This is a genomic window from Staphylococcus sp. HMSC071G07 (assembly GCF_001811435.1).
Classification (GTDB): domain Bacteria; phylum Bacillota; class Bacilli; order Staphylococcales; family Staphylococcaceae; genus Staphylococcus; species Staphylococcus pettenkoferi.
On sequence record NZ_KV804756.1, the window covers coordinates 1 to 24,903 of the forward strand.

Consider the following 24,903-nt stretch of genomic DNA (forward strand, 5'->3'; position numbering starts at 1 on the left):
CCTTTTTGTTAAAATTATACTATAAATTCAGCTTTGCAACAGAACCCGACACGTCCTTTACCGTCTATGCGAGTTGCACCCTCAGCTTGATACGCAGCTGTAGCCCCACCAAATATAAAGTCCTCTGGAAATCGTTCTATCATCTCTATCTCTCCTTTGAATTAATTAAATTGTTTTTGCACAAATTTTAGAGCTTCTTTACCGTTTCTAGTTAAATTAATGTATTCTACACCTTGCGTTTTAGCTAATTTAATACCTAAGCGATCGGTGTCGCATTTAATATCCTCATAGTTGGATGCGACTTGTGGTGCGAGAATGACAAGCTGATAGTCTTTCATAATATCCATATATGCACCGTAACTTCCTGCCGCTGCAGTGATAGGTTGATGGTATTCTGCTGCTGCTTTGTTTAAAGCATTTGTTAATAGACCACTCGTGCCCCCACCTGCACAAAGAACGAGGACATTGGTTTCTTCTTGAATAGATGAAGTGTTTGCGGCAACCGCTTCATGCTCCTCATTTAATTTCTCTGTTGCTTGTTGTTGGTTACTCATGATTTGTTCTGCTTTTGTCGTGTCAAAGTTTGCTTTCACTTTTTCTTCTAACGCTTTCGTTGAGGCATTATCAGCATTCTCTTGTTCTTCTAAATAGATACCTTTGTCGTATACTTTTAAGAAAGGATAGTAAATCGTAACGTCTACAAATATCAGAACTGCAGCAAGTACGAAGGACCATACGCCAAATCCAGTACCCATGATGATACCTAGAGGCCCTGGCGTCGTCCACGGTAAGTTCACACTAAAGCTATTCATACCTAATACGTCAACGAAGAATTTGAAAATCCAGACGTTGGCAATCGGCGCAAAGACAAAAGGTATAAAGAAAATAGGGTTTAAGACGAGTGGCGCACCAAACAGAATAGGCTCATTCACTCCGAAGAATGTAGGAACGACTGAGGCTCTTCCAATCGCCTTATTACGTTTCGATTTCGTCAACCACATAAACATGAATGGTACGACAAGTGTGGCTCCCGTACCTCCTAATGTAACGATAAACATTTGTGTACCTGAGGTAATAACTTTATCTGCATGCATGCCTGCGTGTAAAAGTTTGAAGTTCGTTTCAATATTTGCATAAGTAATCGCAGCAATAGCTGGTTCTACTATAGACGGACCATGTATACCGACGAACCAGAAGAACGCAAAGGCACCAAAGATAATTGTGATACCAATCCAGCCATCCGCAGCAGTAAAGAGTGGTTCAAATAATTTAAGAATAGCTTCAGCTACTGTAGTATGGATGAATGAGTGAATGAGTAAATCTAAACCATAGAGTATAAGGATAACGATAGAGAAAGGTATGATATCCTTAAACACTTGAGAAATATTAGGAGGTACCTCTTTAGGCATCTTTATCGTGATGTTCTTCTTCATACAGAAATTATAGACAGCTACTGTGATAAACGCTGCTAAAAATGCTGTTAATAAACCTTTCGTACCCATAAAGGCGTTTAAATACCCGCCCTCTTTAGCTTGTTCAGCAGAAAGTAGCAAAAATCCACACATAGCAGCTAACATGATGGAAATAAAGTTCAGTTGCTGGTTCGCTTTAAGCTTACGATTGTAGGAGTCTGTCAAAGACTTCGCCGTCGTTCCAGCTACCAGAATAGCTACTAACCCCATCGTGTAATTGTAGGGCTTCATCAAGATGCCTTCCATATGTTTAGACCATGTGAAACCGAAGATATTTGGTACAAAAGCGATGAGTAAGAATAAACTAGAGAATAAGATTACTGGCATCGCTGCAATAAAACCGTCTCTGATAGCTCTTAAGTAAATATTTCTTGAGATCTTCTCAAAGAATGGCTTTGCTTTCTCAATTTGTGCAATCAGTCTGTTCATGCTGTTCACCGCTCTCTTTGATATAGTTCAATAATATGCGTCATTAAATCTCGAATGGCAAGCGTCGTCATCAAGTGATCTTGACCGTGCATCATTGTTACACTATATGGAATATCATTACCTTGTGCTTCGTTCGCTAACAATTCCGTTTGTGCATTATGCGCTTTAGTGATGACTTGATTTCCTTCTTCTATGAGTGACTCAGCTCCTGCAATATCTCCAGCTTTAGCAGCTTGGAGTGCCTCCAGAAACTTAGATCTCGCTTCACCTGCATATGCGACAATTTCAAAACCTAACATTTGTACGTCTTCTTTTTGCATCTTTATCACCCTTTTAAAGTTATTCAATTGTCAATCTGTGTATTCGCCGTTGTTCCACTTTTCCAACAATGAATCAAAGACATGAGCGTCACTATTATACTCACGTACCTTATCCAATTCAGTCATCTTATCGATCAATAGCTGGTTCTCAGGCGTCGGTTGATACTCCGCTGCAATAAATGCATCAATTAAATCGAACAGCAATAATTCTCCAACGATTCGACCGCCGAAACCTATAACATTTGCATTCAGCTGTTCTTTAGAATAGCGTGCAGTCATCAGGTCTTTAACTAATCCTGCTCTCACACCAGGCACTTTATTCGCAGCATTCGTTATGCCTACACCGGTTCCACAAATACAGATTCCAAGATCCGCTTCGTGATGGACGACCGCCTCGCCGACCTTTCGACCAAATATAGGATAGTGCGTGCGCGCGAAGTCATACGTTCCTACATCGATAACTTCGTGACCTTGATCTTTCAAGTATTTAGAAACATTCATCTTCGTATCTGTGACAATATGGTCACAGCCAATCGCAATCTTCATAATCATCTTCCTTTAGCACATTTGATTTAACATATCTACTCTGATTTGGTGTCGTCCTCCATCATACCCTGCTGTTAAAAATGCTTCGACGATGTTGATGGCTAACGTATCACCCACAATTTCACTACCTAAAGTGATGAGCTGACAGTTATTATGTGCACGTGTCATATATGCTGAGCGTTCGTCTGAAACTTCAGCAGCAATAATACCCGGAATTTTAGTAGCTGTAATAAAGCTCCCTACTCCATAGGCATCGATCGCTATAGCTAAAGCATCCTTATGTTGCTTCAAAGCTTGAGTTACGGATAACGTCGCATCTACAAAATCCAGCTCTTGCTCACGCGTAGCATCCACAACTTCATAATCTTGTTGCTTTAAGTGCTTAATGAGTAAATCTTTCAATCTGACACCTGTATTGTCAGAACCAATAACTACAATCATGACGATTCCTTCCCACTTCGAATATTAATCAATGATGAAAGCGCTTTATTTGATCACTTTTAGTATAAACATAAACAAACAATAAATCAACACAAAACAACATAAATAAACATTAAATGCTTACTGCTGTTGAATGAGACTAAAACTTGAACTATTGAATTGAGTCTAGAATCTGCAACTACGTAGATTTTTATCGTGAAATTCTGGGCACTATACATATCTATGAAACATAAAAAAGTAGAACAGCAACACTTTATTTGTCACCATTCTACTTATTCATCCTTCTTAACTTTTTCATTTTATCCAGCTCGCTAGCACTATACCCATCTCTACCTATCGTCGCATCGTCGCAATAAATCCATTACTTTAAAGTTTCAGTATTTTCCGTACCATAACAGCCAACTTCAAAATAAAGCTTAATAATAAACCTTCTTATTGTAATCCATCAAATAATCAATGGCATCCTTGCGTAGCGCATCCGTATATATACCTGTTACTTCTGTAATATCACAGAACTGATTGAAATCCTCTTTGAAGACTTTAGAACTATCTACAAGCAAATACGTTTCAAGCGAATGATTTAACGCGAGTTGTTGCGTATAAGCTTCCTCGACTGAAGACGTCATCGCATAGCCATTGTTCACCGCATTACTGCTAAAGAACATCTTATTAAACTTCAGATTACTCAATATTGTATTCGTCATCTCCCCTACGAAAGATTGGGTAATGTCACGCATAGTGCCACCTAGTAGGAAGACTTTAAAATCAAGTGATTTCTTCTTATTTAGAATTTCGAATACTGGCAAGCAATTGGTAATGACGGTTAACTTCTGATGATCAATTTCTTCGGCCAGAATTTCAATCGTTGTACCCGGTCCTAAGAAGATATTGTCCCCTTCTTCAATAATCGCAGCCGCCTGATGGGCAATGGTTCTTTTTTCCGTCACATGTTCCGTATGTTTCTCCTTGTGAGAACGCTCTCTGTACTGAGTTAAATCGTTACTGCGTGCGCCTCCGTATATCTTCGTTAGCACACCTTGTTCTTCAAGTTCACTCAAATCTCGTCTCACTGTCATATCCGATACATTTAAATCCGCGACGATTTCATTTGTCGTCACAGACCCTTTTTTATTTATTAATTTCGTAATTTCTTCGAGTCGTTCAAATTTATTCACATCAATCCCTCGCTCTGCGTATCAGCGTTCATTATTGTCCTATCAATATGTCATACTATACCATACTCTAAGTCATTTTTCTTAAATAGGTAAAATGTCTCATATGTATTATAATAAAGGTAATAACTCTGATAAATATCAAATAGAGGTGTTAATGATGACAGATCAAATCACTAAATTGAAGACGATTATCGATGAATCAGAACGTATCGTGTTCTTCACAGGCGCGGGTGTGTCCGTAGCTAGCGGCATTCCGGACTTTCGTTCAATGGGTGGTTTATTCGATGAGATTTCCAAAGATGGCTACTCCCCAGAGTACTTGCTCAGCCGTGATTATTTAAATGCAGATCCAGAAGGCTATATTAACTTTACGCACAAACGCTTACTCATGTCGGATAAAGCGCCTAACCCTGTCCATGAATGGATTGCACAACTTGAAGATGAAGGACGTGCGCTAGGTGTCATTACGCAAAACATCGATGGTTTGCATAGTGATGCAGGTAGTCATAATGTCGATGAACTACATGGTACATTGAATCGTTTCTACTGTTTAAATTGTGACGCTGAATATACGAAAGAAGAAGTTATGGAGAAGACACTAAAAGCGTGTGAGCGTTGTGGTGGACCTATTCGTCCAGATATCGTACTTTATGGAGAAATGCTCAATCAGGAAACGATTAGTCGCGCATTAAACAAATTAACATCTGCTGACACACTTGTGGTATTAGGCACTTCTTTAGTGGTACAACCTGCAGCTGGACTGGTTTCCAACTTCCAAGGTGACCATTTTGTCATTATTAATCGAGATGAAACACCTTACGACAATTCAGCAGACATAGTCATCCACGATGATATAGTAGATGTCGTCGAAGCATTAAATGATAAATCATAATTTCAATATCAAGATAAAAAAACACTTCCCATCGCTTTGGGAAGTGTTTTCGTATCGAACCACAAATTAACGTTTTGAGAATTGTGGAGAACGACGTGCTTTTTTAAGACCTGGTTTTTTACGTTCTTTCATACGTGGGTCACGAGTTAAGAGACCTGCGCGTTTTAAAGAACCTCTGTATTCAGGGTCTGCTTCTAATAATGCACGAGCGATACCGTGACGGATAGCTTGTGCTTGTCCAGTGAAGCCACCACCATGAACGTTAACTAATACATCATAGTTACCTTTAGTTTCAGTTACATCAAATGGTTGACTTAAGTCTAAGATTAAAGATTCGAATGGTAAGTAATCGCGTACGTCACGTTCGTTTACTTTGATGTTACCTTCACCTGGTACTAAACGAACACGTGCTACTGAGTTTTTACGACGGCCTGTGCCTCTATATTCAACTTGTGCCAATGTAATTTCCTCCTTCTAATTAACCACGTAACTCGTAGTTTTCTGGTTGTTGTGCAGCGTGTGGATGTTCAGCGCCACCATATACAAATAATTTCTTGCCTTGTTTTTCACCTAAACGTGTGTTTGGTAACATACCTTTGATTGAAGTTTCTAATAAACGTTCAGGGTTATTTTTTCTTAATTCACCAGCAGTGATTGATTTAATACCGCCTGGGTGATTTGAGTGATGGTAGTAGACTTTATCTTTGTCCTTTCTACCAGTGAATTGAATTTCTGAAGCGTTGATGATGATGACATAGTCACCAGTGTCAACGTGTGGTGTGTAAGTTACTTTATTTTTACCGCGTAAAATAGCTGCTACTTCTGAAGAAAGACGACCAAGCGTTTGTCCAGCCGCATCAATAACATACCATTTGCGTTCAATATTTGATTCGTTAGCCATAAATGTTTGACGCATAATATTGTCCTCCTAGTAAATAAATGGTTATCTCATTAAATGTTGTTACGATTTAAAGCTTAGATTTCATTTATTAATTACTGTTAGTTCTACCTGCTTCTATATCTTGTAACACAATAAGTTTCCGGGGCTTATCGTGGGGTGATATAAAACAATACCGTTAATAATCGTATAATTTATAACCCATTTTGTCAATGTCATTCAGTCATTTTCTAATGATTTTTTTCGATGTATACGTATATCTTTGCCAAAGTCTTGTATTAAGGATTCTGGCGATAAATAGACTTTTTCTAAATACAAACCTGCTGCCGGAGCAGTAAATGGCATCTGGTTACGATCTTTAGCTTCTAATAGCCGCGGCACATCTTCAGGACGTTTCTTACCTTGCCCAACTTGGAGTAAAAATGCGACCAGTACACGGACCATATTATAAAGAAAGCCTGAACCTGTCACGACATAATCAAAGCCGTCATCAGTGACTTCTACTCGGCTTTCATAGAGTGTTCGCACTTTACTTTCGACCTCTGTCTTTTGAGAACAAAAGCCTGTGAAATCATGCGTGCCAACGAAAGCTTGTGCCGCTTCTTGCATCGACTCAATATCCAGCTGATAAGGGATGTACGTTTTTAGTCCACTTTGAAAGGGATCTTTGTGTGCGCCTTGATAGATCTTGTAGCGATACGTCTTCCCTACACAATCATAACGGCAGTGGAAGTCATCACTCACAAACTGAATATCGTGCACGTAAATATCATCTGGCAAAGCACTATTCATCGCATATTGCCACTTCTCAGGTGTGATATTTAACTCCGTATCAAAGTGAAAGTATTGATTTAACGCATGCACACCTCGATCAGTACGACTTGTCGGATGTATGCGCACATGACGCTTGTGCATACGTTTCAATATCTTTTCAAATTGTTGTTGAATCGTACAACCATTCTGTTGAATTTGAAATCCTAAATAGTCACGACCCATATACGCTATATTGACTAATACACGCATTAGTAATTACACTCCTAAGTATTTTAATCCAAATAGAATAAGTGCGATTGGAATGATCGACAGTAGGAAGCAAGTATCCTTGAATTTCCAGTGGAGTCGACGGTAGTTGGTACGTTCTCGATCAACATCATACCCTCTCACTTCCATCGCGATCGCTAAATCTTCTGCTCGCTGAAATGCCGAGATAAATAGCGGGATTAATAAAGGTACGAAAGCCCGCAACCGTGTGATGAGACTTCCTGAACTGATTTCAGATCCACGAGATTTCTGCGCAAGAATAATCTTGTCTAACTCTTCCATTAACGTCGGTATAAAGCGTAAAGCAATCGACATCATCAGACTCAACTGTTGCACGGGTACTTTGACCAACTTTAATGGCGAAAGTAGTTTATCAAAGGCATGAGTTAAATCTAACGGGCTTGTAGACAATGTTAAAATGGTTGAAATCATCATGATGAACATCAATCGCAGCACAATGTAGATTCCTTCAATAATCCCATTGGAATCAATCGATATCATGCCCACTTGAGCTAAGCGTGTACCTCCCTTAGTAAGAAAGAGGTGCATCACAAAGGTGAGCGCTAAAAATATCCACAATGGAGTTAGCCCTTTTACTATATACCATGGTCGAATCTTCGCAAGCTGCATGGCTGTAAAGATCAGCAGGAATAGCCATAGATAAGTCGCAACCGAGTGAGCGAAAAAGACGAGTATAATAAACAGAAAGACAAAGATAAACTTCGCGCGTGGATCTAAACGATGAATGAGACTGTCTAACGGTAAATAGCGGCCGAGTATAAATTTATCTTTCATGCTGCCACTCCTTATACATCGCTACAAATTCTTCTTCAGTTAAAGCTGTACGTTCAAATTTCATTTGATGACGCTGTTCAACCTCTCTCTGAAGTTGAACGATATCAGGCAACTCTAAATGGAGCGATTCAACTCTAGTTGCGTCGCTAAACAACTCACGTGGTGTCAATGTCTCAACCACTTGACCCTGTCGCATCACTTTGACCTCATCTGCATATTGAGCTACATCATTCATCTCATGTGATATCAGAATGATCGTCTTGCCTTCTTCTTTCTGTAGCCTTTTAATCAATTGCATCACTTGCAACTTACTATGTGGATCTAGGCCTGCAGTAGGTTCGTCGAGTATGATCACGTTAGGATCCATAGCTAATATTGAAGTTAATGCGATCTTGCGCATTTGACCCCCAGACATCTGGAACGGCGAGCGCGCCATAATATCTTCCTGAAAGCCAAACTCTTTGAATAAGGCTTTCGCCCGCTTGAGCACTTCTTCTTGATCCATCTTGAAGTTCTGCGGACCAAAGCGAATTTCACGTTCTACATTGTCTTCGAAGAGTTGAGATTCAGGAAATTGGAAGACCATTCCTACATGTTTGCGAATATCTCGTAAAGCTTTGTCTTTCGTCTTCGCGGTAATACGCGTGCCATTGACATCGACTGACCCTTTAGTCGGTTTCAGCAAGCCATTGATATGTTGGATAAGTGTGGACTTTCCTGAGCCTGTATGTCCGATGATCGCGTAATATTTACCTTCGTCAAACTGTGTAGTGACGTTTTTTAATGCGACAAACTCATGAGGCGTCTTTGGTTGATACACTTGCTCTACTTCTTGAAAATGAATCATCATAACATCTTCACCAACTCGTCATAGGTCACATATTGAGTCTCATGCCCTATAGCTTTATAAATACGCATCGCAAAGGGCAAATCGAGACCAATGTGTTCTAAATCATGTTGTGAATCAAAAACAGATCGAGGTGATCCTTCTGTATAAACGCGCCCTTGATCAATCACGATCATATAATCAGAATCAACGACTTCACTTAAATCATGTGTGATTGAGATGATCGTTACATTCTTCTCTGCCTGTAGCCTTTTAATCAATGAGAGAAGCTCATTGCGACCTTCAGGATCTAGCATAGAGGTTGCTTCATCTAAAATAATGACGTCCGTGTTTAGAGCAAGCACGCCTGCAATTGCGACGCGTTGCTTCTGTCCACCAGATAACGCGGAGGGTTCGCTGTCTTTGTATTGAAGCATATTCACATCTTCCAACACCTGTGGAACGATTCGGTGCATCGTTTCGTAATCTGTCGCATGATTCTCCAAACCAAACGCAACATCAAATTCAACAGTGGAGCCGACAAATTGGTTCTCAGGATTCTGAAAGACAATTCCAATATGTTTACGTAACGTTTCTAATTCCATATCGGATATCGGTTGTTGATTGAAATAGATCTGCCCTTCTTGAGGATGTTCTATTCCCATCATCAGTTTAGTCAAAGTTGACTTGCCTGATCCATTATGTCCCACTATGGACGTCCATTTGCCACGTGGGATATCAAAGTTAATATGTTCTAATATTGCGGGTCCTTCCTCTTGATATCGAAAGGAAATATCTTCAAACGCGATTACCGAATCGAAGCTTTCCATGCTTTGAACCTCCGTTTATCTTGCACTTGCTATATATTGTACACGAATTACCCTTTAGTGTATATGACTAGACGATGGACGAGTCCGTGTACGAATATGTTGGGTTACATTCTATTCTGTCAGACTAACTCACTTCCACTATCATTAAAGTTTACCAGTCTGAAACGATTTAACCCGCAGATGATGTTGTGAGTCATCCACGGGTTATGTCGATATGTTTCACTATACCTGAATTATGTATGAATAAGCTCATTAAATAGATTGATGAGCTCATTACCTGACTGCTCTATAACGATAAAAGGTTTCGTTATATATAGCTGAATATAAAAAAGCGCGCACCCCATCATGAGTTCACGCTTAGTTCAAATTTAGTTGGATGGGGTGCTCTGAGCTAGACAATATTTGTATGTGGCAAACATTATCATTGCACTCATTTGCTTTAAATATAGTAGTTAGTGTATTTAAAGAATCGTTTCTATCTTAATTATACGAGTTCGATGATTACTGATTCAGCACCATCACCACGACGAGGACCTACTTTAAGGATACGAGTGTATCCGCCTTGACGTTCAGTGTAACGTTCAGCGATTTCGCCGAATAATTTTTGAAGTGCAGTTTGAGTTGTTTCATCTTCGTTTAAGATTTTAACGTTGCGTAATGTTTTAGCAGCGTTACGACGAGATGCTAAATCACCTTTTTTACCTAAAGTGATTAATTTTTCTACGATTTTGCGTAATTCTTTTGCGCGAGCTTCTGTAGTTTCAACACGCTCACTTACGATTAATGAAGTCGCTAAGTCGCGAAGCATTGCTTTACGTTGATCAGAAGTGCGTCCTAGTTTTCTGTAAGCCATGAGTTAACCTCCTTTATTCTATATTAATCTTCTTTTCTGAGTCCAAGTCCTAAATCTTCGAGTTTGTATTTAACTTCTTCTAGAGATTTACGACCTAAGTTACGTACTTTCATCATATCTGCTTCAGATTTATCTGCTAACTCTTGAACAGTATTGATGCCTGCACGTTTAAGACAGTTATAAGAACGTACTGATAAGTCTAATTCTTCGATAGACATTTCAAGTACTTTTTCTTTTTGGTCTTCCTCTTTTTCAATCATGATTTCAGCATTTTGTGCTTCATCAGTTAATCCTACAAAGATGTTCAAGTGTTCAGTCATAATTTTTGCTGCTAATGAAACTGACTCTTGTGGCGTAATAGAACCGTTAGTCCAAACATCTAGTGTGAGTTTGTCGAAATCACTGCTTTGTCCAACACGTGTATTCTCTACTGTGTAGTTTACACGTTCAACTGGAGAATAAAGTGAATCAACAGGAATAACTCCAATTGGTAAATCACTAGTGTTGTTTTGTTCTGCTAATGCGTAACCTCTACCCTTGTTTGCAACTAGACGGATTTTTAAATGACCACCGTTAGAAACCGTTGCAATCTTAAGATCAGGATTTAGTATTTCAACATCACTATCATGTGTAATGTCGCTTGCAGTTACTTCGCCTTCATTTTTAACATCGATTTCTAGCGTCTTATCTTCTTCAGAATAGATTTTTAAAGCTAGTTTCTTGATGTTCATAATAATTGTTGAAACATCTTCAACTACATTATCGATTGCTGAGAACTCGTGTAATACGCCTTCGATTTCGATATATTTAACGGCTGCACCTGGTAATGAAGATAGTAGGATACGACGTAAGGAGTTTCCTAGTGTAGTACCGTAGCCACGTTCAAGTGGTTCAACAACGAACTTACCGAATTTAGCATCTTCACTAATTTCAATTGTTTCAATTCTAGGTTTTTCGATTTCTATCATTTAATAATATCCTCCTCGAATACGTCGACTTATTATTTACTGTTGCTCAGTGCCCTCGGACAATAACAATCAAAAATTATACGCGACGACGTTTTGGTGGACGACAACCGTTATGTGGAACTGGAGTTACGTCACGGATAGCAGTAACTTCTAAACCAGCTGATTGTAACGCACGGATAGCTGATTCACGACCAGGTCCAGGACCTTTAACAGTTACTTCTACAGTTTTTAGACCATGTTCCATTGCAGATTTTGAAGCTGTTTCTGAAGCCATTTGTGCAGCAAATGGTGTTGATTTTTTAGAACCTTTGAAACCAAGTGCACCTGCTGATGACCATGATAATGCATTACCGAATTCGTCAGTAATAGTTACGATTGTGTTATTGAATGTTGAACGGATGTGCGCTACACCGTTCTCAATATTCTTTTTGACTTTACGTTTACGAGATACTTGTTTACGTGCCATTTATATTCTGCCTCCTTTACCTATTATTTTTTCTTATTAGCTACAGTCTTAACTGGGCCTTTACGTGTACGAGCATTGTTTTTAGTCTTTTGACCACGAACTGGTAAGCCACGACGGTGACGGATACCACGGTAAGAAGAGATTTCCATTAAACGTTTAATGTTTAAGTTTTTCTCACGACGTAAGTCACCTTCAACTTTGTAACCGTCTACTACTTCACGGATACGACCTAATTCGTCATCTGTTAAATCTTTTACACGAGTATCTGCTGAAACGTTAGCTTCTTCAACAATTTTGTTAGCAGTTGAAGTACCGATACCGTATATATAAGTTAATGAAATAACAACTCGTTTTTCACGAGGAATATCGATTCCTGCAATACGTGCCATATTTGATTACACCTCTCTTTTATTATCCTTGTTTTTGTTTGTGCTTAGGATTGCTACAAATTACCATTACTTTACCTTTACGTTTAATGACTTTACATTTTTCGCAAATTGGTTTTACTGATGGTCTTACTTTCATTTTTATACCTCCCTATATTATGGAGTGACGATTATTTATAACGGTAAGTGATTCTACCTTTAGATAAATCGTACGGAGACATTTCAACAGTTACTTTGTCACCAGGTAGAATACGAATATAATTCATTCTAATTTTACCACTCACATGTGCTAAAATTTCATGACCATTTTCTAATTCTACTTTAAACATTGCATTTGGTAAAGTATCTAATACTGTACCTTCAAGTTCGATTACATCTTGTTTTGCCATCGGTTACTTCCTCCTTTTGCAATAGTTCATGATCTTGGATGGATAATACTGTGTTAATGAAATTTCTTTCATTTTAAAAGTGCTAAGTGTCAGCACTTAAACATCAAGAATGTACATATCGTCACTCTCGTAAAGATTAAATGAGTCTAACTTAACTTTCACACATTATTTTAAATCATCTAAGATTTGAATCACATCTGAAGTGACATCATCGATATCTTTAGCTCCGTCAATATTTTTCAATACACCTTTTTGATCATAGTACTCTAAGATCGGTTTAGATTGTTTAATATTGACTTTCAGACGATTTGAAACAGTTTCAGGGTTGTCATCTTCACGTTGATATAATTTACCGCCATCAAGATCACATACACCTTCAACTTTCGGAGGATTGAACACAAGATGATACGTAGTACCACATTTTTCACAAATTCTGCGACCAGTTAGGCGATTCATCAATTCCTCTTCTGGAACTTCAATGTTGATCACAGCTTCGATTTCACGATTTAAGTCACTCATAATGTCGTTGAGTGCTTCGGCTTGATCAATTGTACGAGGAAATCCATCGAGTAAGAATCCTTTCTTAGCATCGTCTTCAGAAAGTCTTTCTTTAACGATACCAACAGTCACCTCATCTGGTACTAATTCGCCACGATCCATGAATGACTTCGCTTTCTTACCAAGCTCAGTTTCTTCACGAATCGCTTTACGGAACATATCACCAGTAGATATATGAGGGATTGGATATTTCTTTACGATTTCACTCGCTTGAGTTCCTTTTCCTGCACCAGGTAAACCCATTAAAATGATATTCATAAGTGCCCTCCTACAGATTATCTACGACCAAAGCCTCGATATTCTTTCTGACTCACTTGTGCTTCTAGACTCTTCATCGTTTCAATAGCAACACCGATAACGATGAGTAAGCTTGTACCACCGACCTGGATGGATTGTGGCAAGCCCATAAGCTTCGTCGCTAGGATTGGTAATATCGCTACGACTGCTAAGAAGATAGAGCCAACGAAAGTTAAACGATACAAGACTTTAGTAATATATTTTTTAGTTTGTTCACCAGGACGAATTCCTGGAACATAACTTCCTTGTTTCTTAAGGTTGTCAGCCATCTTTTCAGGGTTAACTTGAACGAAAGCATAGAAATAAGTGAATGCGATGATCAAGATAATATAAACTATCATTCCGATATTATTTGATGGATTGGCTACACTTGAAACTTTCTGTGCCCAATCTGCATCAGGGAAGAAGAGCGTTAACGTTCTAGGAAGTAAGAAGAACGCCATCGCAAAGATTACCGGAATAACCCCTGCAGAGTTGACCTTTAAAGGTAAATACGTTGCTTGTGAACCTATTCTTTGTGCTGATTGTTTCTTCGCATACTGAATTGGCACTTTACGTAAAGCTTGTAGTACGTAAATCGCACCAATAGTTAATAGTATCAAACCGACGATAAGACCAATAACTTTCAACCATGCCATTGAGACATCTTCAGCGCCTACAAAGGCTTGTTGATAGAATTGGTTAATTGACGACGGTAATGTTGACAGGATACCGGCGAAGATAATAATTGAAATACCGTTACCAACACCAAATTGAGTGATTTGTTCACCCAACCACATAAGAAACGCAGTTCCAGTCGTTAATACTACTGCAATGAGTAGATAACTCATGATGCTTTGATCAATGAGCAAAGCACCTTTCAAATAGTTATTGAACTGGAATGCCATACCAATAGATTGAACGAAAGCAAGTATAACGGCGAAATAACGAGTTACGTTCGTTAATTTCTTCCGCCCTACATCACCTTGTTTTGCCCACTCTGAGAACTTAGGAACAATGTCCATTTGTAATAACTGCATAACGATAGAAGCAGTGATATATGGCATAATTCCCATCGCAAAGATTGAAAAGTTCTTCAAGGCGCCGCCACCGAATGTATTTAACAGATCAGTGACACCTTGAGAACCTTGTTGCTGATCAAAGGCATTAGGGTTTACGCCCGGTGCTGGTATATAAGTACCAATTTTGAAAATAACTAACATCGCGAGAGTAAAAAATATTTTATTACGAACTTCTTTAGTCTTGAAGAAGTTCACGAGCGTTTGAAACATTAAATCACCTCGTGTACTCCGCCTTTAGCATCAATTGCTTCTGCTGCAGAAGCAGAGAATTTATGAGCTTTCACTGTTAATTTTTTCTCTAGTGAACCTTTTCCTAGGATTTTAACACCTGATTTCTCGTTCTTCACTACACCAGATTCAACTAAAAGAGCAGGAGTTACTTCAGTACCATCTTCAAATTTATTGAGTTGGTCTAAGTTAACAATAGCATACTCTTTGCGGTTGATGTTAGTGAAACCACGTTTAGGTAAACGACGGAATAGAGGTAATTGGCCACCTTCGAAGCCTGGTTTGATATTACCGCCTGAACGTGCTTTTTGACCTTTTTGTCCACGACCACTTGTCTTACCATTACCTGTAGCTGCACCACGACCTACGCGGTTGCGTTCTTTACGAGAACCTTCTGCTGGTTTTAACTCATGTAATTTCATTTCGGCACCTCCTTAATTATTTTTCTTCAACAGTCAATAAGTGACTTACTTTGTCGATTTGACCACGAATTGCTGGGTTGTCTTCAACAACTACTGTAGAGTTAGTCTTTTTTAATCCAAGTGCTTCAACTGTTTTGCGTTGAGTTTCTGGACGACCAATCACACTACGACTGAGGGTAATTTGTAATTTAGCCATAACTTATATTCCCTCCTTAATTGTAAAGTTCTTCAACTGATTTGCCGCGTAATTTAGCAACATCTTCAGCGTTTTTAAGATTTTGTAAACCGTTAATTGTTGCACGCACCATGTTGATAGGTGTGTTTGAACCTAATGATTTACTTAAAATGTCAGTGATACCTGCTAATTCAAGTACGGCACGAACTGGACCACCAGCGATTACACCAGTACCAGGAGCAGCTGGTTTCATGAAGACATTTCCTGAACCATAGCGTCCTGTGATTGTGTGAGGTGTAGTACCTTCAACACGAGGAACTTCGATAAGTTCTTTCTTAGCATCTTCAACAGCTTTCTTGATCGCTTCAGGTACCTCTTTAGATTTACCAGTACCGAAACCTACGCGACCATTCTTGTCTCCGACTACAACTAATGCAGTGAAACGGAAATTACGTCCACCTTTTACAACTTTAGCAACACGGTTAATCGTTACAACGCGTTCTTCAAATTCTTTAGTTTCTTCATCTCTGCGAGCCATTTAAGTGTCCCTCCTTTTAAATTAAAATTCTAATCCGTTTTCACGTGCAGCTTCTGCTAAAGCTTTCACGCGTCCGTGATATAAGTAACCTCCACGGTCAAATACGATTGTAGAGATTCCTTTGTCTTGAGCTCTTTTAGCGACTGCTGCGCCTACTTTAGAAGCCATTTCAACTTTAGAACCTGATTCGTTAGCAAGTTCTTTATCTTTAGTTGAAGCTTGTGCTAAAGTTTCGCCTTTAACATCATCGATAACTTGAGCATAGATGTGTTTGTTTGAACGATAAACGTTTAAACGAGGCTTCTCAGCTGTACCAGATAATTTAGTACGAACACGAGCATGTCTTTTTAAACGTACTTTGTTTTTATCAATTTTGCTGATCATGTCAATACTCCTTTCTATAGAGTGTTATTTATTATTTACCAGTCTTACCTTCTTTGCGGCGAACGTATTCATCTTTGTAGCGAATACCTTTACCTTTGTAAGGTTCTGGAGGTCTTACTGAACGGATGTTTGAAGCAGTAGCTCCAACTAATTCTTTAGAAATACCAGATACCGTCACGTTTGTGTTCTTTTCAACTGAGAAGCTGATACCGTCTTCAGCTTTGATTTCTACTGGGTGAGAGTAACCAACGTTAAGTACTAAGTTCTCACCTTGCATTTGAGCACGGTAACCTACACCAACAAGTTCAAGAGACTTGCTGAAACCTTGTGATACACCAAGTACCATATTGTTGATTAAAGCACGAGTTGTACCGTGTACTGTTCTGTCTTCTTGAGAATCAGTAGGTCGGATAACTTCTAATGCGTTATCTTCTTGTTTGTAAGTCATTCTCTCACTTAATGTTTTTGATAATTCGCCTTTAGGACCTTTAACAGTCACTGTATTGTTGTCGATAGAAACTGTTACGTCATTAGGGATTTCGATTACTTTTTTACCAACACGACTCATGTTATCGCACCTCCTTGTTAATTATTACCAAACGTAAGCTAGGATTTCTCCGCCGATATTACGTTTTCTAGCTTCTTTATCTGTGATAACACCTTCTGATGTTGATACTAATGCAATACCTAAACCGTTTAATACTTTAGGAACTTCATCAGCTTTAGCGTAAACACGTAAACCAGGTTTAGAAATACGTTTTAAACCAGTGATTACACGTTCGTTGTTTTGACCATATTTTAAGAATAAACGAATAACACCTTGTTTATCGTCTTCTACAAATTCAACATTTTTGATGAAACCTTCATTTTTTAAGATTTCAGCGATTTCTTTTTTGATATTTGATGCAGGTAACTCTAATTTGTCGTGACGTACCATGTTAGCGTTACGCACGCGAGTGAGCATATCTGCAATTGGATCTTGCATTGTCATTGATTGTTGCCTCCTTTCAGACTTGTTTGTATTACCAGCTTGCTTTACGAACGCCAGGGATTTGGCCTTTGTAAGCTAATTCACGGAAACAAATACGGCATAATTTGAATTTACGATATACAGAATGTGGGCGTCCACAACGTTCACAACGTGTGTATTCACGTACTGAGAACTTCTGTTTTTTCTTTTGTTTAGCTACCATTGAACTTTTAGCCATTTAATTAGCCTCCTTTAGAGTTATTTTTGAAATGGCATACCGAATTGAGTTAATAACTCACGAGCTTCTTCGTCAGTGTTAGCAGTAGTAACGATGACGATATCCATTCCACGTACTTTGCTTACTCTATCATAATCGATCTCAGGGAAGATAAGTTGTTCTTTAACACCTAATGTGTAGTTTCCACGACCATCAAATGATTTTTTAGAAACACCGTGGAAGTCACGTACACGTGGTAATGAAACTGAGATGAGTTTATCTAGGAATTCGTACATTCTTTCACCGCGAAGTGTAACTTTCGCACCGATTGGCATACCTTCACGTAAACGGAATGTAGCGACTGATTTTTTCGCTTTAGTTACTAATGGTTTTTGACCAGTGATTTGTTCTAACTCTTCAACAGCATTGTCTAATACTTTAGAGTTTTGAACAGCGTCACCTACACCCATGTTCACTACAATTTTATCAATTTTAGGTACTTGCATTACTGAACTATAGTCGAATTTTTTCACTAAGTTCTCAGTAACTTCTGAGTTAAATTTTTCTTTTAAACGGTTCAAAGTGGATCCTCCTTTCACTAATTATTAATTATTAGATTTGATTTCTTCGCCAGATTTCTTAGCTACTCTGACTTTTTTACCATCTACAAATTTGTAACCAACACGTGTAGGTTCATTTGTTTTAGGGTCTAATAATTGTACGTTAGAAACATGGATTGCTGCCTCTGTTTCTAAGATTCCACCTTCAGGATTGAATTGAGTTGGTTTTTGGTGTTTCTTGATTACGTTCACACCTTCAACTACGACACGGTCATGTTTAGGTTGAGTTTCAAGTACTTGACCTTCTTTACCTTTGTCCTTACCTGCGATAACTTTTACGTTGTCACCTTTTTTGATATGCATGTGGGCACCTCCTTAGTGTTAATTGATTAAGTTAAAATTATAGTACTTCTGGAGCTAATGAAACGATTTTCATGAAGCTACCTTCGCGTAATTCACGTGCAACAGGTCCGAAGATACGAGTACCACGTGGGCCTTTGTCGTCACGAATGATGACACATGCATTTTCATCAAATTTGATATAAGAACCGTCTTTACGACGAACGCCTGATTTAGTACGAACTACAACCGCTTTAACAACGTCACCTTTTTTGACAACGCCACCTGGTGTAGCATTTTTAACAGTTGCAACGATAATATCGCCGATGTTCGCAGTTTTACGACCAGATCCACCTAATACTTTGATAGTTAGTACTTCACGCGCACCAGAGTTGTCTGCAACCTTTAAGCGACTCTCTTGTTGGATCATAGTTAAACCTCCTTTATCTCAATGTTTTATTAAATAATTACTGATTCTTCAATAATTTCTACTAAACGGAAACGTTTTGAAGCTGATAAAGGACGAGTTTCTTGGATTTTAACAGTGTCCCCTAATTTAGCTGAATTGTTTTCGTCATGTGTTTTATATTTTTTAGAGTATTTTACACGTTTGCCGTATAATTTGTGTGTTTTGTAAGTTTCAACAAGAACTGTGATTGTTTTATCCATTTTGTCAGAAACGACTCTTCCAACATAAACTTTACGATCATTTCTTTCGCTCACTTTTGTAACCTCCTCTTTCATTTAATTATTGATTAGCCTTACTTTGTTCAATCTCTCTTTCACGAGCGACAGTTTTTAAACGCGCAATAGTTTTTCTAACTGTGCGGATACGTGCAGTTTCTTCTAATTGACCTGTAGCTAACTGAAAGCGTAGGTTAAAAAGCTCTTCTTTGGAAGATTTGATTTGTTCTTCGATTTCTGAAGTGGTTAAGTCTCTAATTTCCTTAGCTTTCATTTGTTTCACCACCCAATTCTTCACGTTTTACAAACTTAGTTTTAACTGGAAGTTTGTGACTTGCTAAACGTAATGCTTCGCGTGCTACTTCTTCGCTAACACCTGCTACTTCGAATAAGATACGACCTGGTTTTGCAACAGCGATCCAACCATCTACTGAACCTTTACCAGCACCCATACGTACTTCTAATGGTTTAGCAGTGTATGGTGTATGAGGGAAGATTTTGATCCAAACTTTCCCGCCACGTTTCATGTAACGTGTCATAGCAATACGAGCTGATTCGATTTGACGAGAAGTAATCCAAGATGTTGTTGTCGCTTGGATACCGTACTCACCAAATGTTACATAGTTACCGCCTTTAGAACGTCCAGTTGTTTTCGGACGATGTTGACGACGATATTTTACACGTTTTGGTAGTAACATTATTATTTTCCTCCTTCACTAGTGTTCTTAGTAGGAAGAACTTCTCCACGATAGATCCATACTTTGACACCTAACTTACCGTAAGTTGTGTCTGCTTCAGCATGTGCGTAACCGATGTCAGCACGTAGTGTATGAAGTGGAACAGTTCCTTCTGAGTATTGTTCTGCACGAGCGATGTCAGCTCCGCCTAAACGACCTGAAACTTGAGTCTTAATACCTTTAGCTCCTTGTTTCATAGCTCTTGAAATCGCTTGTTTTTGTACACGACGGAATGAAGCACGATTTTCTAATTGGCGAGCGATGTTTTCAGCTACCAATTTAGCATCTAAATCGATTTTTTTAATTTCAACTACGTTGATGTGTACTTTTTTATCAGTTAAACCATTGATTTGGTTACGTAATTTTTCAATTTCTGAACCGCCTTTACCGATTACCATACCTGGTTTACCTGTATGGATAGCAATGTTAATACGGTTCGCAGCACGTTCAATATCCACGTGAGATACTGAAGCCTCTTTTAATGCTTTATCAATAAATTTACGGATTCTTAAGTCTTCATGTAATAATGAAGCAAAATCTTTCTCTGCGTACCATTTTGCTTCCCAGTCACGGATGACACCGACACGAAGTCCGATTGGATTAATTTTTTGACCCACAGTGTTCCCTCCTTAAAGTATTATTAAGCTTCTTTCGCTTCTTCTTTACCGTCACTTACGACGATTGTGATATGGCTTGTACGTTTGTTGATCGCACTTGCACGACCTTGTGCACGTGGACGGAAACGTTTAAGCGTTGGTCCTTCATTAGCATATGCTTCTTTAACTACTAATTCGTCAGTGTTCATGTCATAGTTATGCTCAGCATTTGCTAAAGCGGAATTTAATAATTTTTCTACGACTGGTGATGAAGCTTTGTTTGTTAGCTTTAAGATAGCAAGAGCTTCCCCAGCACTTTTTCCTCTAATTAGATCTAATACAAGTCTAACTTTACGAGGTGCGATTCTAATTGTTCTTGCAACCGCTTTTGCTTCCATTGGATTGTCCTCCTCTACTTGTTAGATATTATCTTCTTGTTTTTTTATCGTCTGCTGCGTGACCTTTGAAAGTACGAGTTGGTGCGAATTCACCTAATTTATGACCAACCATGTCTTCGACAACATATACAGGTACGTGTTTACGACCGTCATGTACTGCGAATGTGTGACCGATAAAGTTAGGGAAAATAGTTGAACGACGTGACCAAGTTTTGATTACTTGCTTTTTGTCATTACCGCTTTGCGCTTCAACTTTTTTCATTAAGTGATCATCGACAAAAGGTCCTTTTTTAATACTACGAGCCATTTTGGCGCCTCCCTTCTTATTATGGCGTGCAGCGATTACGCCGCACACACTAATAAGTTTTTAGAATTATTTTTTCTTCTTCTTACGTCTACGAACGATAAATTTATCTGATGATTTTTTACCGCGACGTGTTTTCTTACCAAGCGTTGGTTTACCCCAAGGTGACATTGGAGATGGCATACCGATAGGAGCACGGCCTTCACCACCACCGTGAGGGTGATCGTTAGGGTTCATTACAGAACCACGAACTGTTGGACGGATACCTTTCCATCTTGAGCGACCTGCTTTACCAACGTTAACAAGTTCGTGTTGAAGGTTACCAACTTGACCAATCGTAGCACGGCAAGTTGAAAGGATCATGCGTACTTCACCTGATTTTAAGCGGATAAGTACGTATTTACCTTCTTTACCAAGTACTTGTGCGTTTGCACCTGCTGAACGAGCAAGTTGTCCACCTTTACCTGGTTTAAGTTCGATATTGTGAATTACTGTACCTACTGGAATAAATTGAAGTGGTAATGCGTTACCTACTTTGATATCTGCATTTTCGCCACTTTCTACTTCTTGTCCTACTTTTAAGTTTCTTGGAGCAAGAATGTAGCGTTTTTCACCATCAGCGTAAACAAGTAATGCAATGTTTGCTGAACGGTTTGGATCATATTGAATTGAATCAACTTTAGCAGTGATTCCATCTTTGTTACGTTTAAAATCGATAACACGGTATTGACGTTTATGTCCGCCACCATGATGGCGTACTGTCATTTTACCTTGGTTGTTACGTCCCGCTCTTTTCGGTAGCGGCTGTAATAATGACTTTTCAGGTTTAGTCTTCGTAATTTCAGCGAAGTCTAACGTAGTCATATTACGACGACCATTTGTTATTGGCTTATATTTTTTAAGAGCCATTGTCGCTTACCTCCTTATTGGTAACTTATTTTTAGTTGAATAGATCGATTGATCCTTCTGATAATTTAACGATAGCTACACGGCGTTTGTTTGTGTAACCTTGATAACGTCCCATACGTTTTTTCTTAGGTTTATAGTTAATGATATTAACTTTGTCTACTTTTACATCGAAGATTTCTTCAACTGCAATCTTAACTTGTGTCTTGTTAGCAGTAGTCGCAACATCGAATGTATATTTATTTTCTGCCATTGCTGCAGATGATTTCTCAGTGATTACGGGGCGCTTAATAACATCTCTTGCTTCCATTATCCGAGCACCTCCTCAACTTTTTTCGCAGCTGCTTCAGTAATGATTACACTGTCAGCGCTTGAGATATCTAATACGTTTAAACCTTCAGCTGTAGTAACTTGAACGCCTGGGATGTTGCGTGCTGATAATTCAACGTTTACATCTTCGCCTTCAACTACTACTAATACTTTCTTAGGTTGTTCTAAATTAGTAAGTACGTTTTTGAATTCTTTAGTTTTTGGTGCATCAAAGTTGAATACATCTACTACTGTGAATCCATTTTCTTGTACTTTGTAAGATAATGCTGAACGTAAAGCTAAACGACGCATTTTCTTAGGCATCTTGTAACTATAACTTCTTGGTGTTGGTCCGAATACGATACCGCCACCGCGCCATTGTGGAGCTCTGATAGTACCTTGACGTGCACGTCCTGTACCTTTTTGTCTCCATGGTTTACGGCCACCGCCTCTTACTTCAGAACGATTCTTTACAGAGTGCGTACCTTGGCGTAATGAAGCGCGTTGTAAATTGATAGCTTCGAAAAGAACATCGTTGTTTGGTTCGATTGCAAATACTGCATCATTTAATTCAACTGAACCTGATTTAGATCCGTCTACTTTTACTACATCATAATTAGCCATTATGCATTTCCTCCTTTCGTCCGTTATTATTTATTACCTTTTTTAATTGAAGTTGTGATTTCTACGAATCCTTTTTTAGGTCCTGGTACGTTACCTTTAACTAGGATTACGTTATTGTCAGTATCAACTTGAACTACTTCTAAGTTTTGTACTGTTACTGTATTGCCGCCCATGCGACCTGGCATTTTTTGACCTTTGAATACTTTAGATGCGTCAGATGCCATACCTACTGAACCAGGTGATCTGTGGAAGTGAGAACCGTGTGAACTTGGTCCACATCCTTGGTTATGGCGTTTGATAGCACCTTGGAAACCTTTACCTTTAGATACGCCTGTTACATCAATTACATCGCCAGTTTCAAATGTATCTACTGAGACTTCTTGACCTACTTCGTATTCATCAACGTTAACGTTTCTGAATTCACGAATGAAGCGCTTAGGTGCTGTGTCAGCTTTTTTAGCGTGACCTTCAGCTGGTTTGTTCGCAAATTTGTTTGATTTACGTCCTTTTTTGTATCCTTGTTTATCTTCGAAACCTACTTGGATTGCGTTGTAACCGTCAACCTCTTCAGTTTTCTTTTGAAGGACAACGTTTTGTCCTGCTTCTACTACTGTTACTGGGATTAAGTCACCGTTTTCTCCGAATACTTGTGTCATCCCAATCTTTCTTCCTAAGATTCCTTTGGTCATCGAAAGTCCACCTCCTATAGTTATCTATTATAATTTAATTTCGATGTCTACACCTGATGGTAAGTTTAAGCCCATAAGAGCGTCTACTGTTTTTGGTGTAGGGTTTACAATGTCGATTAAACGTTTGTGTGTACGTTGTTCGAATTGTTCACGAGAATCTTTGTACTTATGCACCGCACGGATGATTGTATAAACTGATCTTTCAGTTGGTAATGGGATCGGTCCAGAAACATCTGCACCAGAACGTTTAGCTGTTTCAACAATCTTTTCTGCTGATTGATCAATAACTCGGTGATCATAAGCTTTTAATCTGATTCTGATTTTTTGTTTTGCCATAATTTACCCTCCTTATTCGTCTACATTTAAGTGATAGACTTCTCCACGAAAACTATCTCACACAACGCCATGGCAAAGCGGCCGGGTGTGTCAGTAACCTTTCGCTTCATCGCGTTTTCTAAAAGTCCAACATTAGATATAATACACGAAATGCGTTGATTTATCAAGCTTTCGCTTACCTTTAATTAAACTTTTTGTCTAACACATACCCTGTTATTGTACTGTATATTAGAGCGCACTTCAACACCTTTTCCAGGATTTTTTCTAAGATTCACCTTATCAGACTTCGTATCGCTCTAATATTCTTTTTTAATATGGTATATTATATGTAAGAATATTACAAAGGTGGTTAATCATTAATGAGAAATGGTGTGCGATTAACACTAATTATACTCAGTATTATCCTTATTATAGATGAATGCGTGTACGGTATCCCATTTTTAGGAGGACTCATTATCGTTCACGGTGGCTGGTCCCCACTCTTCTTTAACGCATTCTTGTATGCAGTCGTTCTTATTATATTACTTGCTGATCGTCAGAATTCAATAAAACCTATGGCAATCATTCCATTTATTGGTCTTATCGGTTCGATTATTGCGATTATCCCTATCGTAGGGCTGATTACACACTGGATTCTATTCTTCTTGATGATTTTCTTCCTATTTATTGTGTTCTCAGCACCTGTTTATATTCCGAACCGTCATGCTAAGACAATTTATAATGATGAAAAGCATCATTAATTAAGATTATCAGCTCTTAAGATTTGAACTTTAAGATGAAAGTCACTCATTCAAAACATAAAGTTAGAGGCTAAGATAAAGTTAAAGAGATTTTGTTCACATAT

The 24,903-nt window shown here is 38.6% G+C and carries 42 protein-coding genes and 1 pseudogene; 2 read left to right on the top strand and 41 right to left on the bottom strand.

Going from position 1 to position 24,903, the window contains the following annotated elements; genetic code table 11:
- Positions 1 to 41 precede the first annotated feature (41 nt).
- The 6 genes and pseudogenes from HMPREF2802_RS11790 to HMPREF2802_RS02300 all read right to left on the bottom strand — a co-directional run.
- Positions 42 to 143: pseudogene (locus HMPREF2802_RS11790) on the bottom strand (family 1 glycosylhydrolase); the annotation flags it as partial.
- Positions 144 to 161: 18 nt separating this feature from the next.
- The gene (locus tag HMPREF2802_RS02280) at positions 162 to 1,901 is read right to left on the bottom strand and encodes a lactose-specific PTS transporter subunit EIIC (RefSeq protein ID WP_070502631.1); all 1,740 of its coding nucleotides are present in this window, start codon (positions 1,899 to 1,901) and stop codon (positions 162 to 164) included.
- A 5-nt stretch (positions 1,902 to 1,906) separates the two neighbouring features.
- Entirely contained in the window at positions 1,907 to 2,221 is a 315-nt protein-coding gene (locus HMPREF2802_RS02285) for a PTS lactose/cellobiose transporter subunit IIA (protein WP_070502632.1), read from the bottom strand.
- Positions 2,222 to 2,251: 30 nt separating this feature from the next.
- Positions 2,252 to 2,767, bottom strand: coding sequence for a galactose-6-phosphate isomerase subunit LacB (gene lacB, locus HMPREF2802_RS11965; protein ID WP_002471312.1), 516 nt, complete (start codon positions 2,765 to 2,767; stop codon positions 2,252 to 2,254).
- Between the two features lie 12 nt (positions 2,768 to 2,779).
- Entirely contained in the window at positions 2,780 to 3,208 is a 429-nt protein-coding gene (gene lacA, locus HMPREF2802_RS11970) for a galactose-6-phosphate isomerase subunit LacA (protein WP_070502633.1), read from the bottom strand.
- A gap of 416 nt (positions 3,209 to 3,624) precedes the next feature.
- Positions 3,625 to 4,383: a DeoR/GlpR family DNA-binding transcription regulator gene (locus tag HMPREF2802_RS02300; protein WP_070502634.1), complete on the bottom strand. Its 759-nt coding sequence runs from the start codon at positions 4,381 to 4,383 to the stop codon at positions 3,625 to 3,627.
- 157 nt (positions 4,384 to 4,540) lie between these two features.
- Between HMPREF2802_RS02300 and HMPREF2802_RS02305 the strand changes: the two genes are divergently transcribed.
- A complete protein-coding gene (locus HMPREF2802_RS02305; protein ID WP_070502711.1) occupies positions 4,541 to 5,275 on the top strand; it encodes an NAD-dependent protein deacylase in 735 nt (244 codons plus the stop codon).
- Between the two features lie 66 nt (positions 5,276 to 5,341).
- Here HMPREF2802_RS02305 and rpsI read toward each other — a convergent pair whose 3' ends face one another.
- The 35 genes from rpsI to rpsJ all read right to left on the bottom strand — a co-directional run bounded on the left by rpsI (position 5,342) and on the right by rpsJ (position 24,059).
- Positions 5,342 to 5,734, bottom strand: a complete 393-nt coding sequence (rpsI, locus tag HMPREF2802_RS02310; protein ID WP_002471323.1) for a 30S ribosomal protein S9 — start codon at positions 5,732 to 5,734, stop codon at positions 5,342 to 5,344.
- Between the two features lie 19 nt (positions 5,735 to 5,753).
- The gene (gene rplM, locus HMPREF2802_RS02315) at positions 5,754 to 6,191 is read right to left on the bottom strand and encodes a 50S ribosomal protein L13 (RefSeq protein WP_002471364.1); all 438 of its coding nucleotides are present in this window, start codon (positions 6,189 to 6,191) and stop codon (positions 5,754 to 5,756) included.
- 201 nt (positions 6,192 to 6,392) lie between these two features.
- On the bottom strand, positions 6,393 to 7,196 hold the full coding sequence (truA, locus tag HMPREF2802_RS02320; RefSeq protein WP_070502635.1) for a tRNA pseudouridine(38-40) synthase TruA: 804 nt from the start codon (positions 7,194 to 7,196) through the stop codon (positions 6,393 to 6,395).
- A gap of 6 nt (positions 7,197 to 7,202) precedes the next feature.
- Positions 7,203 to 8,009: an energy-coupling factor transporter transmembrane component T family protein gene (locus tag HMPREF2802_RS02325; RefSeq protein ID WP_002471315.1), complete on the bottom strand. Its 807-nt coding sequence runs from the start codon at positions 8,007 to 8,009 to the stop codon at positions 7,203 to 7,205.
- Complete coding sequence (locus HMPREF2802_RS02330) at positions 7,999 to 8,859, bottom strand: energy-coupling factor transporter ATPase (protein WP_002471289.1); 861 nt, start codon at positions 8,857 to 8,859, stop codon at positions 7,999 to 8,001. Before HMPREF2802_RS02330 ends, HMPREF2802_RS02325 begins: the two co-directional genes overlap by 11 nt.
- Positions 8,856 to 9,665, bottom strand: a complete 810-nt coding sequence (locus HMPREF2802_RS02335) for an energy-coupling factor transporter ATPase (protein ID WP_002471351.1) — start codon at positions 9,663 to 9,665, stop codon at positions 8,856 to 8,858. Before HMPREF2802_RS02335 ends, HMPREF2802_RS02330 begins: the two co-directional genes overlap by 4 nt.
- 484 nt (positions 9,666 to 10,149) lie before the next feature.
- Positions 10,150 to 10,518, bottom strand: coding sequence for a 50S ribosomal protein L17 (rplQ, locus tag HMPREF2802_RS02340; protein WP_002471309.1), 369 nt, complete (start codon positions 10,516 to 10,518; stop codon positions 10,150 to 10,152).
- Positions 10,519 to 10,541: 23 nt separating this feature from the next.
- Positions 10,542 to 11,486, bottom strand: coding sequence for a DNA-directed RNA polymerase subunit alpha (locus HMPREF2802_RS02345; protein WP_049407669.1), 945 nt, complete (start codon positions 11,484 to 11,486; stop codon positions 10,542 to 10,544).
- Positions 11,487 to 11,562: 76 nt separating this feature from the next.
- Complete coding sequence (gene rpsK, locus HMPREF2802_RS02350; protein ID WP_002471279.1) at positions 11,563 to 11,952, bottom strand: 30S ribosomal protein S11; 390 nt, start codon at positions 11,950 to 11,952, stop codon at positions 11,563 to 11,565.
- A gap of 23 nt (positions 11,953 to 11,975) precedes the next feature.
- The gene (gene rpsM, locus HMPREF2802_RS02355) at positions 11,976 to 12,341 is read right to left on the bottom strand and encodes a 30S ribosomal protein S13 (RefSeq protein WP_002471272.1); all 366 of its coding nucleotides are present in this window, start codon (positions 12,339 to 12,341) and stop codon (positions 11,976 to 11,978) included.
- Between the two features lie 22 nt (positions 12,342 to 12,363).
- Entirely contained in the window at positions 12,364 to 12,477 is a 114-nt protein-coding gene (gene rpmJ, locus HMPREF2802_RS02360) for a 50S ribosomal protein L36 (protein WP_002471372.1), read from the bottom strand.
- 31 nt (positions 12,478 to 12,508) lie between these two features.
- Complete coding sequence (gene infA, locus HMPREF2802_RS02365) at positions 12,509 to 12,727, bottom strand: translation initiation factor IF-1 (protein ID WP_002471350.1); 219 nt, start codon at positions 12,725 to 12,727, stop codon at positions 12,509 to 12,511.
- A 165-nt stretch (positions 12,728 to 12,892) separates the two neighbouring features.
- Positions 12,893 to 13,543 carry an adenylate kinase gene (locus tag HMPREF2802_RS02370; RefSeq protein ID WP_002471357.1) on the bottom strand — a complete coding sequence of 217 codons (651 nt, stop codon included), beginning with the start codon at positions 13,541 to 13,543 and terminating at the stop codon, positions 12,893 to 12,895.
- Between the two features lie 17 nt (positions 13,544 to 13,560).
- The gene (gene secY, locus HMPREF2802_RS02375) at positions 13,561 to 14,853 is read right to left on the bottom strand and encodes a preprotein translocase subunit SecY (RefSeq protein ID WP_049407667.1); all 1,293 of its coding nucleotides are present in this window, start codon (positions 14,851 to 14,853) and stop codon (positions 13,561 to 13,563) included.
- Entirely contained in the window at positions 14,853 to 15,293 is a 441-nt protein-coding gene (rplO, locus tag HMPREF2802_RS02380) for a 50S ribosomal protein L15 (RefSeq protein ID WP_002471248.1), read from the bottom strand. The genes secY and rplO overlap by 1 nt, the downstream gene beginning before the upstream one ends.
- Positions 15,294 to 15,309: 16 nt before the next feature.
- Entirely contained in the window at positions 15,310 to 15,489 is a 180-nt protein-coding gene (gene rpmD / locus HMPREF2802_RS02385) for a 50S ribosomal protein L30 (RefSeq protein WP_002471339.1), read from the bottom strand.
- A 16-nt stretch (positions 15,490 to 15,505) separates the two neighbouring features.
- Entirely contained in the window at positions 15,506 to 16,006 is a 501-nt protein-coding gene (rpsE, locus tag HMPREF2802_RS02390; RefSeq protein ID WP_002471257.1) for a 30S ribosomal protein S5, read from the bottom strand.
- A 21-nt stretch (positions 16,007 to 16,027) separates the two neighbouring features.
- A complete protein-coding gene (rplR, locus tag HMPREF2802_RS02395) occupies positions 16,028 to 16,390 on the bottom strand; it encodes a 50S ribosomal protein L18 (RefSeq protein ID WP_002471319.1) in 363 nt (120 codons plus the stop codon).
- Between the two features lie 31 nt (positions 16,391 to 16,421).
- Positions 16,422 to 16,958, bottom strand: a complete 537-nt coding sequence (rplF, locus tag HMPREF2802_RS02400; protein WP_002471299.1) for a 50S ribosomal protein L6 — start codon at positions 16,956 to 16,958, stop codon at positions 16,422 to 16,424.
- A gap of 24 nt (positions 16,959 to 16,982) precedes the next feature.
- A complete protein-coding gene (gene rpsH / locus HMPREF2802_RS02405; RefSeq protein ID WP_002471330.1) occupies positions 16,983 to 17,381 on the bottom strand; it encodes a 30S ribosomal protein S8 in 399 nt (132 codons plus the stop codon).
- A 31-nt stretch (positions 17,382 to 17,412) separates the two neighbouring features.
- Positions 17,413 to 17,598 carry a type Z 30S ribosomal protein S14 gene (locus HMPREF2802_RS02410; protein WP_002471303.1) on the bottom strand — a complete coding sequence of 62 codons (186 nt, stop codon included), beginning with the start codon at positions 17,596 to 17,598 and terminating at the stop codon, positions 17,413 to 17,415.
- 20 nt (positions 17,599 to 17,618) lie between these two features.
- The gene (gene rplE, locus HMPREF2802_RS02415; RefSeq protein ID WP_002471285.1) at positions 17,619 to 18,158 is read right to left on the bottom strand and encodes a 50S ribosomal protein L5; all 540 of its coding nucleotides are present in this window, start codon (positions 18,156 to 18,158) and stop codon (positions 17,619 to 17,621) included.
- 24 nt (positions 18,159 to 18,182) lie between these two features.
- Complete coding sequence (gene rplX, locus HMPREF2802_RS02420; protein ID WP_002471259.1) at positions 18,183 to 18,500, bottom strand: 50S ribosomal protein L24; 318 nt, start codon at positions 18,498 to 18,500, stop codon at positions 18,183 to 18,185.
- 37 nt (positions 18,501 to 18,537) lie between these two features.
- Entirely contained in the window at positions 18,538 to 18,906 is a 369-nt protein-coding gene (gene rplN / locus HMPREF2802_RS02425; protein WP_002471341.1) for a 50S ribosomal protein L14, read from the bottom strand.
- 29 nt (positions 18,907 to 18,935) lie between these two features.
- Positions 18,936 to 19,199, bottom strand: coding sequence for a 30S ribosomal protein S17 (gene rpsQ / locus HMPREF2802_RS02430; protein ID WP_002471371.1), 264 nt, complete (start codon positions 19,197 to 19,199; stop codon positions 18,936 to 18,938).
- Positions 19,200 to 19,224: 25 nt separating this feature from the next.
- The gene (gene rpmC, locus HMPREF2802_RS02435) at positions 19,225 to 19,434 is read right to left on the bottom strand and encodes a 50S ribosomal protein L29 (RefSeq protein WP_000644737.1); all 210 of its coding nucleotides are present in this window, start codon (positions 19,432 to 19,434) and stop codon (positions 19,225 to 19,227) included.
- The gene (rplP, locus tag HMPREF2802_RS02440; RefSeq protein ID WP_049407661.1) at positions 19,424 to 19,858 is read right to left on the bottom strand and encodes a 50S ribosomal protein L16; all 435 of its coding nucleotides are present in this window, start codon (positions 19,856 to 19,858) and stop codon (positions 19,424 to 19,426) included. Before rplP ends, rpmC begins: the two co-directional genes overlap by 11 nt.
- Before the next feature lie 2 nt (positions 19,859 to 19,860).
- Complete coding sequence (gene rpsC, locus HMPREF2802_RS02445; protein WP_002471267.1) at positions 19,861 to 20,514, bottom strand: 30S ribosomal protein S3; 654 nt, start codon at positions 20,512 to 20,514, stop codon at positions 19,861 to 19,863.
- Positions 20,515 to 20,537: 23 nt separating this feature from the next.
- Positions 20,538 to 20,891: a 50S ribosomal protein L22 gene (gene rplV / locus HMPREF2802_RS02450; protein WP_002471313.1), complete on the bottom strand. Its 354-nt coding sequence runs from the start codon at positions 20,889 to 20,891 to the stop codon at positions 20,538 to 20,540.
- Positions 20,892 to 20,919: 28 nt separating this feature from the next.
- Positions 20,920 to 21,198, bottom strand: a complete 279-nt coding sequence (gene rpsS / locus HMPREF2802_RS02455; RefSeq protein ID WP_002471283.1) for a 30S ribosomal protein S19 — start codon at positions 21,196 to 21,198, stop codon at positions 20,920 to 20,922.
- Positions 21,199 to 21,264: 66 nt separating this feature from the next.
- Positions 21,265 to 22,104: a 50S ribosomal protein L2 gene (rplB, locus tag HMPREF2802_RS02460; protein WP_049407659.1), complete on the bottom strand. Its 840-nt coding sequence runs from the start codon at positions 22,102 to 22,104 to the stop codon at positions 21,265 to 21,267.
- Between the two features lie 31 nt (positions 22,105 to 22,135).
- Positions 22,136 to 22,411, bottom strand: a complete 276-nt coding sequence (rplW, locus tag HMPREF2802_RS02465; RefSeq protein ID WP_070502636.1) for a 50S ribosomal protein L23 — start codon at positions 22,409 to 22,411, stop codon at positions 22,136 to 22,138.
- Complete coding sequence (rplD, locus tag HMPREF2802_RS02470; RefSeq protein WP_070502637.1) at positions 22,411 to 23,034, bottom strand: 50S ribosomal protein L4; 624 nt, start codon at positions 23,032 to 23,034, stop codon at positions 22,411 to 22,413. The genes rplW and rplD overlap by 1 nt, the downstream gene beginning before the upstream one ends.
- Before the next feature lie 26 nt (positions 23,035 to 23,060).
- Entirely contained in the window at positions 23,061 to 23,723 is a 663-nt protein-coding gene (gene rplC / locus HMPREF2802_RS02475; protein WP_070502638.1) for a 50S ribosomal protein L3, read from the bottom strand.
- A gap of 27 nt (positions 23,724 to 23,750) precedes the next feature.
- Positions 23,751 to 24,059: a 30S ribosomal protein S10 gene (rpsJ, locus tag HMPREF2802_RS02480; RefSeq protein ID WP_002471362.1), complete on the bottom strand. Its 309-nt coding sequence runs from the start codon at positions 24,057 to 24,059 to the stop codon at positions 23,751 to 23,753.
- A 359-nt stretch (positions 24,060 to 24,418) separates the two neighbouring features.
- Between rpsJ and HMPREF2802_RS02485 the strand changes: the two genes are divergently transcribed.
- Positions 24,419 to 24,799, top strand: a complete 381-nt coding sequence (locus HMPREF2802_RS02485; protein ID WP_070502639.1) for a hypothetical protein — start codon at positions 24,419 to 24,421, stop codon at positions 24,797 to 24,799.
- Positions 24,800 to 24,903: the final 104 nt, after the last annotated feature.

What these genes read in the sequence shown, in the direction of transcription:
- HMPREF2802_RS02280 (WP_070502631.1), bottom strand. Translation starts at nt 1,901, where the DNA reads ATGAACAGACTGATTGCACAAATTGAGAAAGCAAAGCCATTCTTTGAG.
- HMPREF2802_RS02285 (WP_070502632.1), bottom strand. Translation starts at nt 2,221, where the DNA reads ATGCAAAAAGAAGACGTACAAATGTTAGGTTTTGAAATTGTCGCATAT.
- lacB (WP_002471312.1), bottom strand. Translation starts at nt 2,767, where the DNA reads ATGAAGATTGCGATTGGCTGTGACCATATTGTCACAGATACGAAGATG.
- lacA (WP_070502633.1), bottom strand. Translation starts at nt 3,208, where the DNA reads ATGATTGTAGTTATTGGTTCTGACAATACAGGTGTCAGATTGAAAGAT.
- HMPREF2802_RS02305 (WP_070502711.1), top strand. Translation starts at nt 4,541, where the DNA reads ATGACAGATCAAATCACTAAATTGAAGACGATTATCGATGAATCAGAA.
- rplM (WP_002471364.1), bottom strand. Translation starts at nt 6,191, where the DNA reads ATGCGTCAAACATTTATGGCTAACGAATCAAATATTGAACGCAAATGG.
- truA (WP_070502635.1), bottom strand. Translation starts at nt 7,196, where the DNA reads ATGCGTGTATTAGTCAATATAGCGTATATGGGTCGTGACTATTTAGGA.
- HMPREF2802_RS02325 (WP_002471315.1), bottom strand. Translation starts at nt 8,009, where the DNA reads ATGAAAGATAAATTTATACTCGGCCGCTATTTACCGTTAGACAGTCTC.
- HMPREF2802_RS02330 (WP_002471289.1), bottom strand. Translation starts at nt 8,859, where the DNA reads ATGATGATTCATTTTCAAGAAGTAGAGCAAGTGTATCAACCAAAGACG.
- HMPREF2802_RS02335 (WP_002471351.1), bottom strand. Translation starts at nt 9,665, where the DNA reads ATGGAAAGCTTCGATTCGGTAATCGCGTTTGAAGATATTTCCTTTCGA.
- rplQ (WP_002471309.1), bottom strand. Translation starts at nt 10,518, where the DNA reads ATGGCTTACAGAAAACTAGGACGCACTTCTGATCAACGTAAAGCAATG.
- HMPREF2802_RS02345 (WP_049407669.1), bottom strand. Translation starts at nt 11,486, where the DNA reads ATGATAGAAATCGAAAAACCTAGAATTGAAACAATTGAAATTAGTGAA.
- rpsK (WP_002471279.1), bottom strand. Translation starts at nt 11,952, where the DNA reads ATGGCACGTAAACAAGTATCTCGTAAACGTAAAGTCAAAAAGAATATT.
- rpsM (WP_002471272.1), bottom strand. Translation starts at nt 12,341, where the DNA reads ATGGCACGTATTGCAGGAATCGATATTCCTCGTGAAAAACGAGTTGTT.
- rpmJ (WP_002471372.1), bottom strand. Translation starts at nt 12,477, where the DNA reads ATGAAAGTAAGACCATCAGTAAAACCAATTTGCGAAAAATGTAAAGTC.
- infA (WP_002471350.1), bottom strand. Translation starts at nt 12,727, where the DNA reads ATGGCAAAACAAGATGTAATCGAACTTGAAGGTACAGTATTAGATACT.
- HMPREF2802_RS02370 (WP_002471357.1), bottom strand. Translation starts at nt 13,543, where the DNA reads ATGAATATCATTTTAATGGGTTTACCTGGTGCAGGAAAAGGAACTCAA.
- secY (WP_049407667.1), bottom strand. Translation starts at nt 14,853, where the DNA reads ATGTTTCAAACGCTCGTGAACTTCTTCAAGACTAAAGAAGTTCGTAAT.
- rplO (WP_002471248.1), bottom strand. Translation starts at nt 15,293, where the DNA reads ATGAAATTACATGAGTTAAAACCAGCAGAAGGTTCTCGTAAAGAACGC.
- rpmD (WP_002471339.1), bottom strand. Translation starts at nt 15,489, where the DNA reads ATGGCTAAATTACAAATTACCCTCAGTCGTAGTGTGATTGGTCGTCCA.
- rpsE (WP_002471257.1), bottom strand. Translation starts at nt 16,006, where the DNA reads ATGGCTCGCAGAGATGAAGAAACTAAAGAATTTGAAGAACGCGTTGTA.
- rplR (WP_002471319.1), bottom strand. Translation starts at nt 16,390, where the DNA reads ATGATCAGCAAAATTGATAAAAACAAAGTACGTTTAAAAAGACATGCT.
- rplF (WP_002471299.1), bottom strand. Translation starts at nt 16,958, where the DNA reads ATGAGTCGTGTTGGTAAAAAAGTAATCGAAATCCCTAATGACGTAACA.
- rpsH (WP_002471330.1), bottom strand. Translation starts at nt 17,381, where the DNA reads ATGACAATGCAAGATCCAATTGCAGATATGCTCACTCGCGTGCGTAAC.
- HMPREF2802_RS02410 (WP_002471303.1), bottom strand. Translation starts at nt 17,598, where the DNA reads ATGGCTAAAAGTTCAATGGTAGCTAAACAAAAGAAAAAACAGAAGTTC.
- rplX (WP_002471259.1), bottom strand. Translation starts at nt 18,500, where the DNA reads ATGCATATCAAAAAAGGTGACAACGTAAAAGTTATCGCAGGTAAGGAC.
- rplN (WP_002471341.1), bottom strand. Translation starts at nt 18,906, where the DNA reads ATGATCCAACAAGAGAGTCGCTTAAAGGTTGCAGACAACTCTGGTGCG.
- rpmC (WP_000644737.1), bottom strand. Translation starts at nt 19,434, where the DNA reads ATGAAAGCTAAGGAAATTAGAGACTTAACCACTTCAGAAATCGAAGAA.
- rplP (WP_049407661.1), bottom strand. Translation starts at nt 19,858, where the DNA reads ATGTTACTACCAAAACGTGTAAAATATCGTCGTCAACATCGTCCGAAA.
- rplV (WP_002471313.1), bottom strand. Translation starts at nt 20,891, where the DNA reads ATGGAAGCAAAAGCGGTTGCAAGAACAATTAGAATCGCACCTCGTAAA.
- rpsS (WP_002471283.1), bottom strand. Translation starts at nt 21,198, where the DNA reads ATGGCTCGTAGTATTAAAAAAGGACCTTTTGTCGATGATCACTTAATG.
- rplB (WP_049407659.1), bottom strand. Translation starts at nt 22,104, where the DNA reads ATGGCTCTTAAAAAATATAAGCCAATAACAAATGGTCGTCGTAATATG.
- rplW (WP_070502636.1), bottom strand. Translation starts at nt 22,411, where the DNA reads ATGGAAGCAAGAGATGTTATTAAGCGCCCCGTAATCACTGAGAAATCA.
- rplD (WP_070502637.1), bottom strand. Translation starts at nt 23,034, where the DNA reads ATGGCTAATTATGATGTAGTAAAAGTAGACGGATCTAAATCAGGTTCA.
- rplC (WP_070502638.1), bottom strand. Translation starts at nt 23,723, where the DNA reads ATGACCAAAGGAATCTTAGGAAGAAAGATTGGGATGACACAAGTATTC.
- rpsJ (WP_002471362.1), bottom strand. Translation starts at nt 24,059, where the DNA reads ATGGCAAAACAAAAAATCAGAATCAGATTAAAAGCTTATGATCACCGA.
- HMPREF2802_RS02485 (WP_070502639.1), top strand. Translation starts at nt 24,419, where the DNA reads ATGAGAAATGGTGTGCGATTAACACTAATTATACTCAGTATTATCCTT.